This is a genomic window from Sphingomonas adhaesiva (assembly GCF_002374855.1).
GTDB lineage: Bacteria > Pseudomonadota > Alphaproteobacteria > Sphingomonadales > Sphingomonadaceae > Sphingomonas > Sphingomonas adhaesiva.
In genome coordinates, this window is sequence record NZ_NWVC01000001.1 from 85,321 (window position 1) to 100,918 (window position 15,598).

The following is a 15,598-nucleotide window of genomic DNA, read 5'->3' on the forward strand; positions in this document are numbered from 1 at the left end:
TCCCCCGTGATGCCCGTGTCGGGCGCGTCAGCCGTCGGCCAGCCCGATGCCGATCGCCGCGCGCGCCGCGTCCGCCTCGTTCGAGACGACCGGATAGGCGCAGTAATCGGCTGCGTAATAGGCGCTGGGCCGGTGATTGCCGGACCAGCCGACGCCGCCGAACGGCGCGGACGACGACGCGCCATTGGTCGGCTTGTTCCAGTTGACGATCCCGGCGCGCGCGCCGGCCCAGAAACGGTCGAACAGCGCCGGCGTCTGGCTGACCAGCGATGCCGACAGGCCGTAGCGGGTATTGTTCGCCTCCGCGATGGCGGCGTCGAAATCGTCGATGCGGATGACCTGGAGCAACGGGCCGAACAGCTCCACGTCCGGGCGGCCGGGCATGTCGGTGACGTCGATGATGCCGGGGGTGACGAACGGGCGCGCCGGATCGGGGCGCGCCATGTGGCGGATCGGCCGCCCGCCCTTCATCAGCAGCGCCAGGAAGCTTTCGGCCAGGCCGTCCGCGGTTTCGTTGTCGATCACCGGCCCCATGAACGGTTGCGGATCGTCATGCGGCGCGCCGACGATCAGCCGCCCGGTCAGCCGCGCCAGTTCCGCCAGCAGCGCATCGGCCAGCTGTTCCTGCACGATCAGCCGGCGCGCGGCGGTGCAGCGCTGGCCCGCGGTGGTGAAGGCCGATTGCGCCACCAGCACCGCCGCGGTGTGCAGATCGGGAGTATCCCACACCACGATCGGGTTGTTGCCGCCCATTTCGAGCGCCAGGATCTTCTCCGGCATCTCCGCGAACTGGCGGTTGAGCGCGATGCCGGTGCGCGCCGATCCGGTGAACAGCAGACCGTCGATATCGGGATGCGCGGCCAGCGCCTTGCCCTCCGCCGGGCCGCCGACCAGCACGCGCACGGCCTCTTCCGGCACGCCGGCGGCATGGTAGCATTCCACCAGGAACGCGCCGGTCGCCGGGGTCTTTTCCGACGGCTTGAACACCACCGCATTGCCCGCGATCAGCGCGGGGACGATGTGGCCGTTGGGCAGGTGCGCGGGGAAATTGTAAGGGCCGAGCACCGCGAGCACGCCATGCGGCTTGTGACGCAGCGCCATGCGGCTGTTCATCGGCGCGTCCATCCGCCGCTGCGCGGTGCGTTCGGCGTAAGCGGTGATCGAGATATCGACCTTGGCGATGACGCTGTCGACCTCGGTACGCGCTTCCCACAGGGGCTTGCCGGTTTCGCGCGCGATCAGATCGGTGAAGGCATCCGCGCGCTGGCGCACGACATTGGCGAAGCGGCGCAGCGTCTCGATGCGGAACGCCAGCGACCGCGACGCCCAGGGCATGAACCCGTCGCGCGCGGTCGCCACCTCCAGGTCGACATCGCCCTTCTCACCGCGCCACAGTTCGGCGCCGGTGGCCGGTTCGTACGAGATCACGTCTGCCATGGCGCCGTCTTAGCCGCGTCTATCCGCGCTGCGGAAGGGGGCAGCGCGCCAGCGCCTCACGCATTTCATTGATGCGGGTGACTTTCGCATGGAACGGTGCCCAGTCGTCACGCTCGTCGATCGCCGACCAGATCGCCTCCACCTCGTCGATCAGCATCGAACAGGGGGCGCCGGACCAGAAGGAATGGCTACGGTCGCCAATTACCGGGAAGGCGGCGAGCGCGGCGCGCGCCTCCTCCCACCCGGCGCCATAGTCGGCCGGCAGATCGCGGGCGTAGGCGTCGAAGAAGAAGCGGTCGATCGCGGTGCCGGTGCCCCGCAGCGCGCGTTCGACCGCCTGCACCAGCGCGCGGTCGCGCCCGGCATCGAGCGGCGCGCGGCCCAGCCGCCACAGGATCGCGTGCGCGACGGCGGGCTGGTAAAGGTCGCCGAAGGTGTCGAGGATCGCGATCAGCGGCTCGGCATCGGCCAGCGGGCGCAGCGACACCGCCAGCTGCATCGCATCCCAGTGGATCGCCTCCGGCTGGCGGCCGAAGGCGTAGAGGCCGGCATGGTCGAAATAGGCGGCGACGAACGCGGGGTCCCATGTCGGTGCGAATCGCCACGGGCCGTAGTCGAAGCTTTCGCCGGTGACGTTGATATTGTCGGAATTGAGCACGCCATGGACGAAGCCGGCGGCCATGTACGACGCCGCCAGCCGCGCGGTACGCTCGACCACCAGCGCCAGCAGGCGCAGCGGGTCGTCGCTATCCTCCCCGTACAGCTCGCGCAGGGCATAGGCGGTGAGACGGCGCAGCCCGTCCTCGTTGCGGTGATACGCCAGCCGCTGGAACGTGCCGATGCGGATATGCCCGTGGCTGAGCCGCACCAGCACCGCCGAGCGGGTGGGGGAGGGTTCGTCGCCGCGGTCCAGCGCCTCGCCGGTCTCGATCAGCGAGAAGCTGCGCGAGGTGGGGACGCCCAATGCCTCCAGCATCTCGCTGGCCAAGACCTCGCGCACCCCGCCCTTCAGCGTCAGCCGCCCGTCGCCGAAGCGGCTCCACGGCGTCTGTCCCGACCCCTTGGTGCCCAGGTCCATCAGCCGGCCGTCCGCATTGCGCAGCTGCGCGAAGGTGAAGCCGCGGCCGTCGCCCAGATCGGGGTTGTAGGTGCGGAATTGGTGGCCGTGATAGCGCAGCGCCAGCGGCGCATCGAGCGAGCCCGGCAGTGGCTGGAAACGGCCGAAGTGGCGGACCCATTCGCCATCGTCGAGCATGTCCAGTCCGACCTGCCGCGCGGCGCGATCGTTACGGAAACGCAGCCGCGTCTCGGGGAAGTCCGCCGGGGCCACGCGATCCCAGAAACCGTCGCCCAGCGACAGGATCGCGCGTTCCGGCCGATATGCTTGCGGGGGGAACACCATGCGGCGATATGGGGGGCGAGCGGCCAAGGGTGCAATGGGTCGCACGACAACGGGCAGGGCGCAGCGACATCATGGCCGACTATCGCGATCTTTTCTGGTGGTCCGCCGACGGCATCCGGCTGCATGCGCGCGACTATCCCGGCCCGGCGGAGGCCGAGGGCGCCGCGCCGGTGCTGTGCATGCCCGGCCTGACCCGCAACGCGCGCGATTACGACGGGCTGGCTAGGCGGCTGGCGGCGGGGCGCCGGGTGATTGCGGTGGAATTCCGCGGGCGCGGCGACAGCGGCTATGCCAAGGATCCGATGACCTACGTCCCGCTGACCTATGCGCAGGACGTGGCGGCGCTGCTGGACCAGGAGAAGATCGGGCGGTTCGCGGCGATCGGCACGTCGCTGGGCGGGATCGTGACGATGTTGCTGGCGGGGATGCTGCCCGGGCGGATCGCGGGCGCGCTGCTCAACGATATCGGGCCGGAGATCGAGCCGGCGGGGCTGTCGCGGATCCGCGGCTATGTCGGCAAATCGAGCACCTATCCGACATGGATGCACGCCGCGCGCGGGGTGCAGGAAGCGAACGAGGACGTCTATCCCGGCTGGACGATCGAGCAATGGCTGGGGATGGCCAAGCGGCTGTACCGGCTGAATTCGGCGGGGCGGATCGTCCTGGACTATGACATGAAGATCGCCGAGCCGTTCCGCCTGCCGGGCGGGGAGGCGGGGCCGGACATGTGGCGCGCGCTGGCGGCGTTGGCCGGGGTGCCGGTGCTGGTGGTGCGCGGCGGACGGTCGGACATCCTGTCGGCCGCGACCGCCGGGCGGATGGTCGCGGCGCTGCCGGGTGCGGAACTGCTCACCCTGCCGCAGGTCGGGCACGCCCCGACGCTGGACGAGGCGGGGGTCGGCGAGGCGATCGACCGATGGCTGGCGCGCACGTCGGAACCGCGCGTCTAGCTCGTTCGTCTCGGCGGTTCGGCGGACGGTGGAGTGACGATGGCCTATCCCCATGACGCGATCGTGTTCGATCCGCGCGACATCGACCTTTCGCGATCGCCGCTGGCGGGGAAGGTCGATGCCGAAACCTATGTGCTGGGTGCGTTCAACCCCGGCCTGACGCGGCTGCCCAATGGCAACCTCCTGATGATGGTGCGCGTCGCGGAGGCGCTGCGCCAGCCGATCCGCGATGCACATATTCATGCGATCCGCTGGGATGACGGGCGCTACGTGCTCGACGCCTGGCCGCTGACGCTGGTCGACACGTCCGATCCGCGCAAGTTCATGATGCGCGGCGGCGGGTGGCGGGTGATGGCGCTGACGTCGCTGTCGTGGCTGCTGCCGGTAGAACTGGACGCGGACGGGCGGCGCGTGGTGGCGGTCCATTGCGATCGCGCGATCGTGCCGCGCGAACCCTATCAATGCTATGGCGTCGAGGATGCGCGGATCAGCCGTATCGACGGGCGCTATTACATGACGACCTGCTCGGTCAGCCCGGAGCGCCATTCCACCACGCTCTATTCCAGCGACGATGCGCTCGACTGGACGCTGCATGGTATCGTGCTGGACCACCAGAACAAGGACATGCTGCTGTTCGAGGGGAAGGTGGACGGCGCATTCTGGGCACAGACGCGGCCGCTGGGCGACCTGTATTTCGCCTATCCCCCCGACAGCCCGTGGCGCGCGGGACCGTCGATCAACCTGGCGACGTCGCCCGACGCGCTCCACTGGAAGCCGCACGACCGCCCCGGTATCCGCCCGCATGCCGCCACCACCGCCACCGCGCGGATGGGTGGCGGTGCGCCGCCGGTGCTGGCGGAGGTGGACGGGCAGCGCGGGTGGCTGACGCTGTGGCACGGGGTCGAGCCGTCCGGCGTCGTGGGTATCTATCGCACCTATTGGACGCTGCTGGATGAACATGACCCGTCCCGCACGATCGCGACCAGCCATGCCCCGCTGCTGGAACCCGCGCCGGAGCTGACCGCGCCGCTGGCAGACCTGATGTATCTCGACGACGTCGTGTTCACGACCGGCGTGGTCGACGGCGGCGCGCACTGGATCGTGGCGAGCGGCGAGGCGGACCTGGCGTGCCGGATCACGCACGTGCCCAAGGAGGCGCTGACTGCCGGCGCGTGACCGATGAGCCTGCGTTGCGGGGCGCGGGGCACAGCGGCTATGGCGCGGGCATGTCGCAACCGCTGTCGATCCTGCACCTTCATTCCACGTTCGACCTGGGCGGGAAGGAAGCGCGCGCCGTCCGGCTGATGAACGCCTTCGGTGACCGCGCCCGCCATGTCATCGTATCGGGGATGCCGGGCCGTTACGGCGCGCGCGAGCGGATCGCCAAGGGCATCCGCTACGAGATCGCGCAGAACCCGCCGCCGCTGACCGGGCGGCCGTCCGTGGCGCGGTACGAGGCGATCGCGCGGTTCATGCGCGGGTTCGACCTGGTGCTGACGTACAATTGGGGCGCGATCGACGGGGTGATGGCGCGGCGGGTGTTCGGGCGCGGTACGCCGCCGGTGATCCACCACGAGGACGGTTTCAACGAGGACGAGGCCGGCGGGCTGAAGCGCGAGCGCAACCTGTACCGCCGCTTCGCGCTGAGCGCCGCCAGCGCGCTGGTGGTGCCCAGCGACGTGCTGGAGCGGATCGCGCTGGAGACGTGGAAGCAGCCGCGCGCACGCGTCCATCGCATCGGCAACGGCATCGCCACCGCGCTCTATGCGCAGCGCCCCGATCCAAAGGCGATCCCCGGCTTCGTCCGCAACGAACGCGAAACGGTGATCGGCAGCGTCGCGGGACTGCGCGCAGTGAAGGATCTACCGGCGCTGGTGCGCGCGGCAGGCGGCCTGTCGGCGCGGTTCCGGCTGGTAATCGTCGGCGAGGGGCCGGAACGCGCCGCGATCGAGCAGGCGGCACTGGCGATGGGCATCGACGACCGCGTCGTCCTGCCCGGCTTCCTCGACCGGCCGTACCGGTTCATGGGATTGTTCGACATGCTGGCGCTGTCGTCGCGGTCCGAACAGGCGCCGATCAGCGTGATCGAGGCGATGGCCGCGGGCCTGCCGGTGGTCAGCCCGCCGGTCGGCGACGTGGCGCGGATGGTGTCGGCGGAAAACCGCCCGTTCATCACCGAGCATCACGGCGAGGTGCGACTGCGCGACGCGATGCAGGCGCTGGCGGGCGACCGCGACCTGCGCCAGCGGGTGGGCGCGGCCAACCGCGCCAAGGCGGTGGCTGAGTTCGACGAGGGCGTGATGATCGACCGCTACGCTGCGCTCTACGCCGGGGCGGTGGGGCGGCCCGGCTGCCTGGGATGAGTCGCAATTTTGTCGCGTTGCGGCCCGATTGGTTTATACGGACGCGCGTTGTCATTCTGGTGAACTGGGAAATCGCGTGTTCAAGGGGCTGAAGCCGATCGTCTATGCCGGCCGCGAGGTGTGGCCGCTGGTGGAGGGTGGAAAGGGCGTCGCCGCCACCAACCATGCCTCCGCCGGGGCGTGGGCCGCGGCGGGCGGGATCGGCACGGTATCGGCGGTCAACGCCGACAGCTACGATCCCGACGGCAAGATCATCCCGCAGGTCTATCGCGCGCTGACCCGCCGCGAACGGCACGAGGAACTGGTCGCCTATGCGATCGAGGGCGCGGTGCAGCAGGTACAGCGCGCGTGGGAGATCGCGGGCGGCAAGGGCGCGATCAACATCAACGTCCTGTGGGAAATGGGCGGTGCGCAGCGTGTGCTGCAGGGCGTGCTGGAGCGCACCCGCGGGCTGGTGGCGGGCGTCACCTGCGGCGCGGGGATGCCGTACAAGCTGAGCGAGATCGCGGCGTCGTACAACGTCAACTACCTGCCGATCGTCAGCTCCGGCCGTGCGTTCCGCGCGCTGTGGAAGCGTGCCTATTCCAAGGTATCGGACTTGCTGGGCGCGGTTGTCTACGAGGATCCGTGGCTGGCGGGCGGGCATAACGGCCTGTCGAATGCCGAAGACCCGCTGAAGCCGGAGGATCCCTATCCCCGCGTCAAGGCGCTGCGCGACACGATGCGCGAGGGCGGCATCCCCGACAGCGTGCCGATCGTGATGGCGGGCGGCGTCTGGTATCTGCGCGACTGGAACGAGTGGATCGACAACCCCGAACTGGGGCAGATCGCGTTCCAGTACGGCACGCGCCCGCTGCTGACGCAGGAAAGCCCGATCCCCGACGGATGGAAGGCCAAGCTGATGGAGATCGAGGAGGGCGAGGTGTCGCTCCACCGTTTCTCCCCCACCGGTTTCTATTCGTCGGCGGTGCGCAACCCGTTCCTGCGCGTGCTGGAGGCGCGATCCGACAGGCAGATCGCCTTTTCGACGCAGGAGGCGGGGGACCATGTCTTCCAGCTGGACGTTGGCGTGAAGGGCAAGAATTTCTGGGTGACGCGCAACGACCTGCTGCGCGCGCGCCAGTGGTTCGGCGAAGGCTTCACCGACGCGCTGAAGACGCCCGACAATACGCTGGTGTTCGTGTCGCCGGGCGAAAAGGCGGAGATCCGCAAGGATCAGGCCGATTGCATGGGCTGTCTCAGCCAGTGCCTGTTTTCCAGCTGGGCGGATACCGAGACGAACTCGACCGGACGGCTGGCCGATCCGCGCAGCTTCTGCATCCAGAAGACGTTGCAGGAGATCGCGCACGGTGCCGATACCGACCGGAACCTGATGTTCGCAGGACATGCGGCGTATAATTTCAAGCGCGATCCCTTCTATTCCAATGGCTTCGTGCCGACGGTGAAGCAGCTGGTCGATCGCATCCTGACCGGCGACTGATGCTGGACGCCACGCTGGCGCGCGTCGCGGCGGCGATGGCGCAGGCGGGCGCGCGCGACCCCTGGTGGATCATCGGCAGCGCGGCGGTCGTGCTGCACGGCGTCGACACGGCGGTGGCGGATGTCGACCTGCTGCTGTCGCCTGCCGATGCCGCGCGAGTGCTGGCGGTGTGGCCGGGCGGGGTGGGGCTCGGTACGGCGAGCGAGCGGTTCCGGTCCTACCCTTATGCGCGGCTGGACGGTGCGCCGTTGCCGGTGGAGATCATGGCCGGGCTGGAAGTGTTCGTCGACGGCATGTGGCAGGCGATCCGCCCGGTGACGCGCGAGGGGCGGCGCGGGGTGTTCGTGCCGGGGCGTGCCGAGCTGGTGGATATCCTGCGGATGTTCGGGCGCGAAAAGGACCTGCGTCGCGCGGCGGCGTTGGTTGATTAGGGTTCACGCGAAGACGCGAAGACGCGAAGAAGGGGGTTCACGCGGAGTTGTCGTGTGGCGACGCGGAGCGCCCGCCTATTTTCAAGTACCGGTAATTTGGGCCGCTTCGGCGGCCGAGGGTGATCCACCTTCCCGTCTTCGCGGCTTCGCGTGAACCCGATGGACGCTAACGACAGGACAGCGAGGGGCCGGCGGCGTGCCACCTTGCCTGGCACATGGTCATCCGGCGCGCGACCGGGACGAACAGCGGCGGGCGGCGCGGATAATCGCAGCGCAGGGTGAGCGAGCGCCCGGCGCGATAGACGCCGTCGACCCGCCACGTCTGCACCAGCACGCCGTTCCTGCGGCGTGACGTGTCGGGGGCAAGGACAGCATTGTCGGCGACGGGACCGTCGAAAAGGGCGAAGCCGACCAGCGGAGCGGCGTCGCGCGGGGACGGGCAGGTGACCGCGACCGCGGTGGTCAGCATCAGCATGGCGATCATCGTAGCTCCTTCCCCGCGCAAGCGAACGGCGCGCCGCCGGGGTGGCGACGCGCCGTCATGCTAGCGGCGGAGCGGCGGTCAGTCGATGACGGTGCCGGCCACGGCGCCGGCCGCGCCGCCGACGGCCGCACCCTTCTCCACGCTGCCGCCGGTCACGGCTGCGACGCCGGCGGCGCCCGCACCGCCGATCGCGGCACCACGCAGCGTCGAACACGCCGACATCGACACGGCCGACGCAACCAGCAGGGCGGAGATGGCGATCTTCTTCATGGAGGCTTCCTTTCCGGGGTGGGTGACCCCCGTCAAAAGGTTCGCGCGTCCATGGGTTCCCGTGGGAAACTTTTCGTCACATGTCCGCGTGTTAGGCCCAGCCCTCCAGCACCTGGTCGGGCGGGCGATGGCCATCGGCCCACATGCGGATATTGGCGACGACACGCTCGCCGCTGGCCACGCGGCCCTCGTAGGTGGCGGACCCCATGTGCGGCGTCATGACGACATTGGGCAGCGACAGCAGGCGCGGGTCGATCTGCGGTTCGTGGCGCCACACGTCCAGCCCGGCGCCCGCCAGCCGCCCGCCCTCCAGCGCATCGACCAGCGCATCCTCGTCCAGGATGCCGCCGCGGCTGGCGTTGATGACGAAGACGTGCGGACGCAGCAGCGCGATGCGGCGCGCGTCGATCAGGTCGCGGCTGTCGGCGTTGAGCGGGGTGTGCAGCGTCAGGATGTCGATCGCGCCCAGCATCTCGTCGAGATTGGGGTGCCATTGCGCGCCAAGCTCCGCCTCCACCACCTTGGGCAGGCGGTGGCGGTTGTGATAGTGGATCGACAGGCCGAACGCGCGCGCGCGGCGCGCCACCGCCTGGCCGATGCGGCCCATGCCGACGATCCCCAGCGCCTTGCCGCCGATGCGATAGCCCAGCATCCCGCCGGGGCTCCACCCGCTCCACTGGCCCGACCGGACCAGCTTCTCGCCCTCCGCCAGCCGGCGCGGGACGGACACGATCAGCGCCATCGTCAGGTCGGCGGTATCCTCGGTCAGGACGCCGGGGGTGTTGGTGACGATGATCCCGCGGGCGCGCGCGGCCTTCAGGTCGATATGGTTCACGCCGGCGCCGAAATTGGCGATCAGCCGCAGGCGCTCGCCCGCGCCCTCGATCAGCGTGGCGTCGATCGTGTCGGTGACGGCCGGGACCAGCACGTCGCAGGTCGCCATCGCGCGCGCCAGTTCGTCGCGCGTCATCGGGCGGTCGCCGCGGTTGTTGGTGGTGTCGAACAATTCCTCCAGCCGCCGCATGACGACATCGGGCAGTTCGCGCGTGACGATCACCGTGGGATGGGCGGAGCGTCGCGTGTCGGCCATGCCAGCGGATTGGCGCAGCCGGCGGGGCGCGTCAACGGTTGATGCGGGCGCGGTCCGGGCGCTACAGGCGGTGGATGACCAGGGGTATCGGGTAATGCGGGCGGGCATGTGGATGGTCGCGGCGGCAGTGGCGGCGACGACACCGGTCGAGGCCGCGCCTGCCGACCGCAAGCCGCCTTATTACGCATCCATCGCCCCGGCGCGCGCGCGGATGCGCACCGGGCCGGGGCGCACCTTTCCGTCCAGCTGGCTGTATGTGCGCGCCGGCCTGCCGGTGCGGGTGGTCGACACGTTCAAGGAATGGCGCAAGATCGAGGACCCCGGCGGCACGCAGGGGTGGATGCTGGGCACGATGATCAGCAACACCCGCGCCGCGATCGTACAGGGCGGCGACCCGGCGGAAATGCGCGACAAGCCCGGTGGGCCGCACATCCTGTTCCGCGCGCAGCCCGGCGTCGTCGGGCGCGTCAGCCAGTGCGGCAACGGCTGGTGCCGGTTCGACGTGAAGGGGCAGGCGGGCTTCATCCAGATCGACCGGCTGTGGGGCGTCGAACCGGAAGAGGTATTGCCATGACGTTCGTCCTCGACGGGTTCGACACCGAGGCCTTCGTCACCGCGACGCTGGCGGAGGACATGGGGGAGGGCGGCGACGTCACCTCCGCCGCGGTCATTCCCGCCGCCGCGCGCTTCGCCGCCGTGATGGACAGCCGCGATGCGATCACGGTGTGCGGGCTGGAGATCGCGGCCGCCTTCTTCCGCCGGATGGACCCGGGCGCCGCGATCGACCTGCTGGTCCGCGACGGCGCACAGGTGGCGCCGGGGACCGCGCTGATGCGGATCACCGGTGCGGCGCGCGCACTGCTGACCGCGGAGCGATCGGCGCTCAACACCGTCCAGCATCTGTCGGGGATCGCGACGCTGACGCGCGCCTATGTCGATCGGATCGCGGGCACCGGCGCGACGCTGCTCGACACGCGCAAGACCATCCCCGGGCTGCGCCGGCTGGAGAAATACGCCACCCGCACCGGCGGCGCGAAGAACCATCGCATGGGCCTGTGGGATGCGGCGATGATCAAGGACAATCACGTCGCGGTCGCCGGCGGGGTCGGCCCCGCGGCGGCGCTGGCCAAGGCGGCGGGGATCGCCGACATCATCGTCGAGGTCGACCGCATCGACCAGATCGTGCCGGCGCTGGATGCGGGCGCGACTCATCTGCTGCTCGACAACATGCCGCCCGCGGTGCTGCGCGAGGCGGTGGGGATCGTCGGCAGACGCGTCCCTACCGAAGCGTCGGGCGGCGTCACGCTAGAGACGATCCGCGCGATCGCGGAAACCGGCGTCACCTATGTCAGCGTCGGGCGGATCACCCAGTCGGCGCCGGCGGCGGACATCGGGCTGGATTTCGCCGCGGCATGACCGCCCCGGCTTGCGCCGCGCACGATCCGGGCGCAGGGGCGTTCCGTAACGTCAACGGGAAGTGAACCGCGCGTGCGTCCGCCTGCCATCGTGTTTTTCGAGCGTCTGTACCTTTCCTCGCTGGGGCTGTCGGTGATCGGCTGGGCGATCAGCTGGCCGGCGCTGTCGGCGCGGATGGCGGCCGATCCGCGGACCGCCGGGTTCGGCTGGCTGCTGCCGGCCGGTCTGGCGCTGTCGGTGGCGATCACGCTGGCGCTGTGGTTCTGCGTCGCGCGCCGCGCCAGCCGCGTCGCCCGTACGATCGCGGTCGTGCTGGCCGCATTGTCGGTGCTGCGGTTGCTGCTGAACCTGCCCGCGATGCTGAGCGGGGCGATGCCGCCGCTGGCCGCGATCCTCTCCATTGCCACCGTCGCGCTGGGCGTGGTGGCGGTGGTCGCTTTGTACCGCCCGGACGCGCGCAGCTGGTTCGGGGAAGATTGGGAAGGAGACGCCGCATGATCGTCCGCTCGCTGGCCGCGATGGCCCTGATGTTGCCGGGCGTGGCGGGGGCGCAGGTCCTGTCCTGCGCGATCCCCGGCGCCATCCCGCGCCCGCATCCCGACCTGCCCAGCGAAAGCCAGCCCGCGCGCCGCCTGCCGATCGGCAGCTACACGCTGGCGATCACCTGGAACCCGGAATTCTGCCGCAACCGCGGCGACGACGCGGCCAACCGGTTCCAGTGCGGCGGCACCAACCGCTTCGGCTTCACGCTGCACGGGCTGTGGCCCGACGGAATCGGGAAGGACTGGCCGCAATATTGCCGCGCCACGCCGATCCTGTCGCGGCAGGTGATCCGCCGCCACCTGTGCTCCACCCCCTCGGCGCAGCTGATGCAGCACGAATGGGCCAAGCACGGGACGTGCATGGCCGGATACACCCCCGACCGCTACTTCGCGCGGTCGACCACGATGTACGGCCGGCTGCGCTTTCCGGACATGGACGCGCTGTCGCGCCAGACGCTGACCGCGGGCACGCTGGCCGATGCGATCGCGCGCGCCAATCCGGGGATGGCGCCCGACATGATGCGGATCACTGCGACGCGGCAGGGGTGGCTGGACGAGGTGTGGCTGTGCACCGACCGCCGCTTCCGATACACGCGCTGCCCGGCGCACCAGGGCGGGCTGTCGCCCGATGCGGCGGTGAAGATCTGGCGCGGGCGGCGGTAAGCGCGACGGGATTTTTGCGGACGTCCGCTCCGTCATGCCGGACCTGTTCCGGTATCCACGGCACCGCATACCCCGACGGGGAGACGGTCTACCCGCAGCTGTCCCGCGCCAATCAGGCGCCGAAGCGGATGCGGCGCGGTGGATGCCGGAACAAGTCCGGCATGACGGGTGGTAGATGCCGGAACAGGTCCGGCATGACGGGGAGGGGGCGGCCTATCGCTTGCGCGTCAGTTCCCGCATCCCGGCGTCCAGCCCCGCCAGCGTCAGCGGGTACATGCGGTCGGTCATCAGCTCGCGGATGATCTTCGCCGATTGCGAATAGCCCCATTGCGATTCCGCCACCGGGTTCAGCCACACAGCGGCGGGATAGGTGTTGGTCAGCCGCTGCATCCACACCGCGCCGGCTTCCTCGTTGAAATGCTCTACCGAGCCGCCGGGATGGGTGATTTCATACGGGCTCATCGCCGCGTCGCCGACGAACACCAGCTTGTAGTCGTGGCCGTATTTGTGGAGCACGTCCCAGGTCGGGGTGCGTTCCTGGAAGCGGCGCTTGTTGTCCTTCCACACGCCCTCGTACGGGCAATTGTGGAAGTAGAAGAATTCGAGGTTCTTGAACTCGCTGGTCGCGGCCGAGAACAATTCCTCGCACAGCTTGATGAACGGGTCCATCGATCCGCCGACGTCGAGGAACAGCAGCAGCTTCACCGCATTGCGGCGTTCCGGGCGCATATGCACGTCCAGCCAGCCCTGCCGCGCGGTGCCGTCGATCGTGGCATCCACGTCCAGCTCGTCCGCCGCGCCCTCGCGCGCGAACTTGCGCAGCCGGCGCAGCGCGATCTTGATGTTGCGGGTGCCCAGCTCGCGCGTGCTGTCGAGGTTCTTGAACTCGCGCTGGTCCCACACCTTGATCGCGCGCTTGTGCCGGGATTCGCCGCCGATCCGCACGCCTTCCGGATTGTAGCCCGCGTTGCCGTAGGGGCTGGTGCCGCCGGTGCCGACCCATTTGTTGCCGCCCTGGTGGCGTTTCTGCTGTTCCTCGAGCCGCTTCTTGAGCGTCTCCATGATCTCGTCCCAGGATCCCAGCGACTTGATCGCGGCCATTTCCTCGGGCGTCAGGTATTTTTCGGCGATCGCCTTCAGCCAGTCCTCCGGCACCTCCGCGCCTTCCTGCGCAAAGGTGGTTTCCAGCCCCTTGAACACCTTGGCGAAGACCTGGTCGAAGCGGTCCAGCAGCCCTTCGTCCTTCACGTAGACCGAGCGGCTGAGATAATAGAATTGCTCGGGCGTGCGGTCGATGACGTCCGCCTGCAACGCCTCCAGCAGGATCAGATGCTCCTTGAGGCTGGCAGGGATGCCGGCGGAGCGCAGTTCGTCGAGAAAGGCCAGGAACATGCGTGCATGATGCCCCCGGCATGCGCCCGTGTCGAGTTGCTATCGAAAACCGGGTCCGGCGATCAGCGCGACGCGACCGCCCCGGGGACATAGGCGTCGATCAGCGCGCCGACGTCGTCGGGATGCTCGCCGCTGAGCTCGGCGGAAGGCGGCGCGTCGCCATAGATGAAGCCCGCGACCGGATAGATGCTGCTGCCCAGGCCGTTCGAATCGCGATACCAGACCTTCACCTGGCTCCAGTCGTTGCTGGGCGACACGTCGTAGAGCGTCACGTCACGTTCGGCATGTCCGCGGCGCCCGTCGCGGCGCGACCAGTTGGCGTGGGTGAGCATGACGACGCGGCGTTCGACGACGCGGCTGACCACCGCGACATGGCCGAGCCGCAACTGTCCGCTCTGCTTGAAGACGATCACCGCGCCGACGCGCGGCCGGTGCCCGCGGCGATAGCGCCCGTCCGCCTGATCCCACCAGGTCCAGGCATCGCCATAGATCTGGATCCCCGATGCCGAGCGCGCGAACGGCACGCATTGCCCGACATAGTCGAGCAACGACGGACCGGCGACCGCCGTGCCGGGCAGGGCAAGGAGCGAGGCGGCCAACGCAAGCGGGAACCGGAGGCGAATCACGACGCGCCGACGCTACGTCGCGGTGCGATCCCAAAGGGTTAAGAGCTGGCCAGCTTTTCGACGGAGCGGGATTCCGCCGCGACCAGCCGTGGCCGGGCGGCGCCGGCGCCCCGCTGGACCGTGTCGGCCCGGCGGACCTCCGCCAGTCCGTTGAGGCAGGCGATCAGATAGCGATGATCCTGTTGCAGGAACCGCCGCGGCGTCATCCCCAGGAAGCGATCGGCATCGCGCAGGAAATGCGATGCGTCGAAATAGGTGGGGGCCATCGCGGCATAATTCGCGCCGCCGCCGGCCAGCATCATCCGTACCAGCGACCGGACGAACCGGGTCCGGATCAGCAGCGTCTTGGGCGGAAAACCGAAATAGCGCGTCGACAGCCGCCGCAGCGCCGCGGGCGACATGCCCAGCGACGCGGCGGCACTGGTCAGGTCGCGCGTGTCCTCATCGGCGATCAGCCGGTGGAGCGCGACGATCTGATCGTCGTCGCGGCCCGGCGGGCGGACGATCGCCAGCAGCAGGTCGTCGAGGATCGCCTTGACCTGCGTCGACCGGTCGGAAGCTCGCAGCCGGTCGAGCGCGCAGGCGACCCAACCCGCGGGAAGCAGCGTGTCGAGCGGCACCACGCGGTCGCGATGGTCGTCGGCGCGCGCATCGAACAGCCGCGACCAGCCGAGCGGCGTGAGGTCGACGCCGATCGTCACGCCGCCGTGAGTCGTCATCTGCATCGCGCGGCTGGCATTGCCGTAGAGCGCGGCGACCGGCATCGGATCGTAACGGCGCGAGCCGATCGTCAGCGCGATCGTATCGGGCGCCAGGATGAAGCGGATCGCGGGCCATGACGGCAGCAGCCACGGCTTCACCCCGTCGCGCCATTCCTTCTCGGAATCGAAGACATGGTAACTGCCGACCAGCCCGCGCAGCGCAGGCGCGGGCATTTCGAACCGGGCGGCGGTGTGATCGGGCAGGCCGAACCGCTCCACCCGTACCCCAGGGGTCAGCGACCCGCTTTCGATCATTCCCGACACCGCCTGCACCGCATGAGACATGGGATG

Annotated in this window: 17 protein-coding genes; 9 read left to right on the top strand and 8 right to left on the bottom strand. The window is 69.5% G+C overall.

From position 1 onward, the window contains the following. Window positions 1–27: 27 nt before the first annotated feature. A complete protein-coding gene (astD, locus tag COA07_RS00450) occupies window positions 28–1,437 on the bottom strand; it encodes a succinylglutamate-semialdehyde dehydrogenase (RefSeq protein WP_066706060.1) in 1,410 nt (469 codons plus the stop codon). A 19-nt stretch (window positions 1,438–1,456) separates the two neighbouring features. Then, on the bottom strand, window positions 1,457–2,839 hold the full coding sequence (locus tag COA07_RS00455) for a protein adenylyltransferase SelO family protein (protein ID WP_066706062.1): 1,383 nt from the start codon (window positions 2,837–2,839) through the stop codon (window positions 1,457–1,459). Between the two features lie 71 nt (window positions 2,840–2,910). On the opposite strand from COA07_RS00455, the gene COA07_RS00460 reads away from it, so the two are divergent. The 5 genes from COA07_RS00460 to COA07_RS00480 all read left to right on the top strand — a co-directional run bounded on the left by COA07_RS00460 (window position 2,911) and on the right by COA07_RS00480 (window position 8,063). After that, window positions 2,911–3,789, top strand: coding sequence for an alpha/beta fold hydrolase (locus tag COA07_RS00460; RefSeq protein ID WP_066706064.1), 879 nt, complete (start codon window positions 2,911–2,913; stop codon window positions 3,787–3,789). 39 nt (window positions 3,790–3,828) lie between these two features. Continuing rightward, a complete protein-coding gene (locus COA07_RS00465) occupies window positions 3,829–4,965 on the top strand; it encodes a glycoside hydrolase family 130 protein (protein ID WP_066706067.1) in 1,137 nt (378 codons plus the stop codon). A gap of 50 nt (window positions 4,966–5,015) precedes the next feature. Further along, window positions 5,016–6,152 (top strand): glycosyltransferase, encoded by a 1,137-nt coding sequence (locus COA07_RS00470; protein ID WP_066706202.1) that lies wholly within the window; start codon window positions 5,016–5,018, stop codon window positions 6,150–6,152. Window positions 6,153–6,228: 76 nt separating this feature from the next. Further along, the gene (locus COA07_RS00475) at window positions 6,229–7,632 is read left to right on the top strand and encodes an NAD(P)H-dependent flavin oxidoreductase (RefSeq protein WP_066706070.1); all 1,404 of its coding nucleotides are present in this window, start codon (window positions 6,229–6,231) and stop codon (window positions 7,630–7,632) included. Further along, a complete protein-coding gene (locus COA07_RS00480; protein ID WP_066706072.1) occupies window positions 7,632–8,063 on the top strand; it encodes a hypothetical protein in 432 nt (143 codons plus the stop codon). The genes COA07_RS00475 and COA07_RS00480 overlap by 1 nt, the downstream gene beginning before the upstream one ends. Window positions 8,064–8,229: 166 nt before the next feature. On the opposite strand, the gene COA07_RS00485 is transcribed toward COA07_RS00480, so the two are convergent. The 3 genes from COA07_RS00485 to COA07_RS00495 form a co-directional block, all read right to left on the bottom strand. After that, window positions 8,230–8,547 carry an STY0301 family protein gene (locus tag COA07_RS00485; protein ID WP_066706075.1) on the bottom strand — a complete coding sequence of 106 codons (318 nt, stop codon included), beginning with the start codon at window positions 8,545–8,547 and terminating at the stop codon, window positions 8,230–8,232. A 78-nt stretch (window positions 8,548–8,625) separates the two neighbouring features. Next, a complete protein-coding gene (locus COA07_RS00490) occupies window positions 8,626–8,817 on the bottom strand; it encodes a hypothetical protein (protein ID WP_066706078.1) in 192 nt (63 codons plus the stop codon). A 91-nt stretch (window positions 8,818–8,908) separates the two neighbouring features. After that, on the bottom strand, window positions 8,909–9,907 hold the full coding sequence (locus COA07_RS00495) for a 2-hydroxyacid dehydrogenase (RefSeq protein ID WP_066706081.1): 999 nt from the start codon (window positions 9,905–9,907) through the stop codon (window positions 8,909–8,911). Window positions 9,908–10,001: 94 nt separating this feature from the next. Here COA07_RS00495 and COA07_RS00500 point away from each other — a divergent pair, with 94 nt between their 5' ends. The 4 genes from COA07_RS00500 to COA07_RS00515 all read left to right on the top strand — a co-directional run bounded on the left by COA07_RS00500 (window position 10,002) and on the right by COA07_RS00515 (window position 12,528). Continuing rightward, window positions 10,002–10,481 carry an SH3 domain-containing protein gene (locus COA07_RS00500; RefSeq protein ID WP_066706084.1) on the top strand — a complete coding sequence of 160 codons (480 nt, stop codon included), beginning with the start codon at window positions 10,002–10,004 and terminating at the stop codon, window positions 10,479–10,481. Continuing rightward, complete coding sequence (gene nadC, locus COA07_RS00505) at window positions 10,478–11,323, top strand: carboxylating nicotinate-nucleotide diphosphorylase (protein WP_066706087.1); 846 nt, start codon at window positions 10,478–10,480, stop codon at window positions 11,321–11,323. The genes COA07_RS00500 and nadC overlap by 4 nt, the downstream gene beginning before the upstream one ends. A gap of 72 nt (window positions 11,324–11,395) precedes the next feature. Continuing rightward, complete coding sequence (locus COA07_RS00510) at window positions 11,396–11,821, top strand: hypothetical protein (RefSeq protein WP_066706089.1); 426 nt, start codon at window positions 11,396–11,398, stop codon at window positions 11,819–11,821. Continuing rightward, window positions 11,818–12,528, top strand: coding sequence for a ribonuclease T2 family protein (locus COA07_RS00515; RefSeq protein ID WP_066706091.1), 711 nt, complete (start codon window positions 11,818–11,820; stop codon window positions 12,526–12,528). Before COA07_RS00510 ends, COA07_RS00515 begins: the two co-directional genes overlap by 4 nt. A 213-nt stretch (window positions 12,529–12,741) precedes the next feature. Here the strand turns inward: COA07_RS00515 and COA07_RS00520 are convergent, their stop codons facing one another. The 3 genes from COA07_RS00520 to COA07_RS00530 form a co-directional block, all read right to left on the bottom strand. Then, window positions 12,742–13,920, bottom strand: coding sequence for a vWA domain-containing protein (locus COA07_RS00520; RefSeq protein ID WP_066706094.1), 1,179 nt, complete (start codon window positions 13,918–13,920; stop codon window positions 12,742–12,744). A 62-nt stretch (window positions 13,921–13,982) separates the two neighbouring features. Beyond that, window positions 13,983–14,519 (bottom strand): CHAP domain-containing protein, encoded by a 537-nt coding sequence (locus tag COA07_RS00525; RefSeq protein ID WP_083956645.1) that lies wholly within the window; start codon window positions 14,517–14,519, stop codon window positions 13,983–13,985. Window positions 14,520–14,584: 65 nt separating this feature from the next. Continuing rightward, entirely contained in the window at window positions 14,585–15,592 is a 1,008-nt protein-coding gene (locus tag COA07_RS00530; protein WP_066706100.1) for an AraC family transcriptional regulator, read from the bottom strand. Window positions 15,593–15,598 lie beyond the last annotated feature (6 nt).

What these genes read in the sequence shown, in the direction of transcription:
- astD (WP_066706060.1), bottom strand. Translation starts at nt 1,437, where the DNA reads ATGGCAGACGTGATCTCGTACGAACCGGCCACCGGCGCCGAACTGTGG.
- COA07_RS00455 (WP_066706062.1), bottom strand. Translation starts at nt 2,839, where the DNA reads ATGGTGTTCCCCCCGCAAGCATATCGGCCGGAACGCGCGATCCTGTCG.
- COA07_RS00460 (WP_066706064.1), top strand. Translation starts at nt 2,911, where the DNA reads ATGGCCGACTATCGCGATCTTTTCTGGTGGTCCGCCGACGGCATCCGG.
- COA07_RS00465 (WP_066706067.1), top strand. Translation starts at nt 3,829, where the DNA reads ATGGCCTATCCCCATGACGCGATCGTGTTCGATCCGCGCGACATCGAC.
- COA07_RS00470 (WP_066706202.1), top strand. Translation starts at nt 5,016, where the DNA reads ATGTCGCAACCGCTGTCGATCCTGCACCTTCATTCCACGTTCGACCTG.
- COA07_RS00480 (WP_066706072.1), top strand. Translation starts at nt 7,632, where the DNA reads ATGCTGGACGCCACGCTGGCGCGCGTCGCGGCGGCGATGGCGCAGGCG.
- COA07_RS00485 (WP_066706075.1), bottom strand. Translation starts at nt 8,547, where the DNA reads ATGATCGCCATGCTGATGCTGACCACCGCGGTCGCGGTCACCTGCCCG.
- COA07_RS00490 (WP_066706078.1), bottom strand. Translation starts at nt 8,817, where the DNA reads ATGAAGAAGATCGCCATCTCCGCCCTGCTGGTTGCGTCGGCCGTGTCG.
- COA07_RS00495 (WP_066706081.1), bottom strand. Translation starts at nt 9,907, where the DNA reads ATGGCCGACACGCGACGCTCCGCCCATCCCACGGTGATCGTCACGCGC.
- COA07_RS00500 (WP_066706084.1), top strand. Translation starts at nt 10,002, where the DNA reads ATGCGGGCGGGCATGTGGATGGTCGCGGCGGCAGTGGCGGCGACGACA.
- nadC (WP_066706087.1), top strand. Translation starts at nt 10,478, where the DNA reads ATGACGTTCGTCCTCGACGGGTTCGACACCGAGGCCTTCGTCACCGCG.
- COA07_RS00515 (WP_066706091.1), top strand. Translation starts at nt 11,818, where the DNA reads ATGATCGTCCGCTCGCTGGCCGCGATGGCCCTGATGTTGCCGGGCGTG.
- COA07_RS00520 (WP_066706094.1), bottom strand. Translation starts at nt 13,920, where the DNA reads ATGTTCCTGGCCTTTCTCGACGAACTGCGCTCCGCCGGCATCCCTGCC.
- COA07_RS00530 (WP_066706100.1), bottom strand. Translation starts at nt 15,592, where the DNA reads ATGTCTCATGCGGTGCAGGCGGTGTCGGGAATGATCGAAAGCGGGTCG.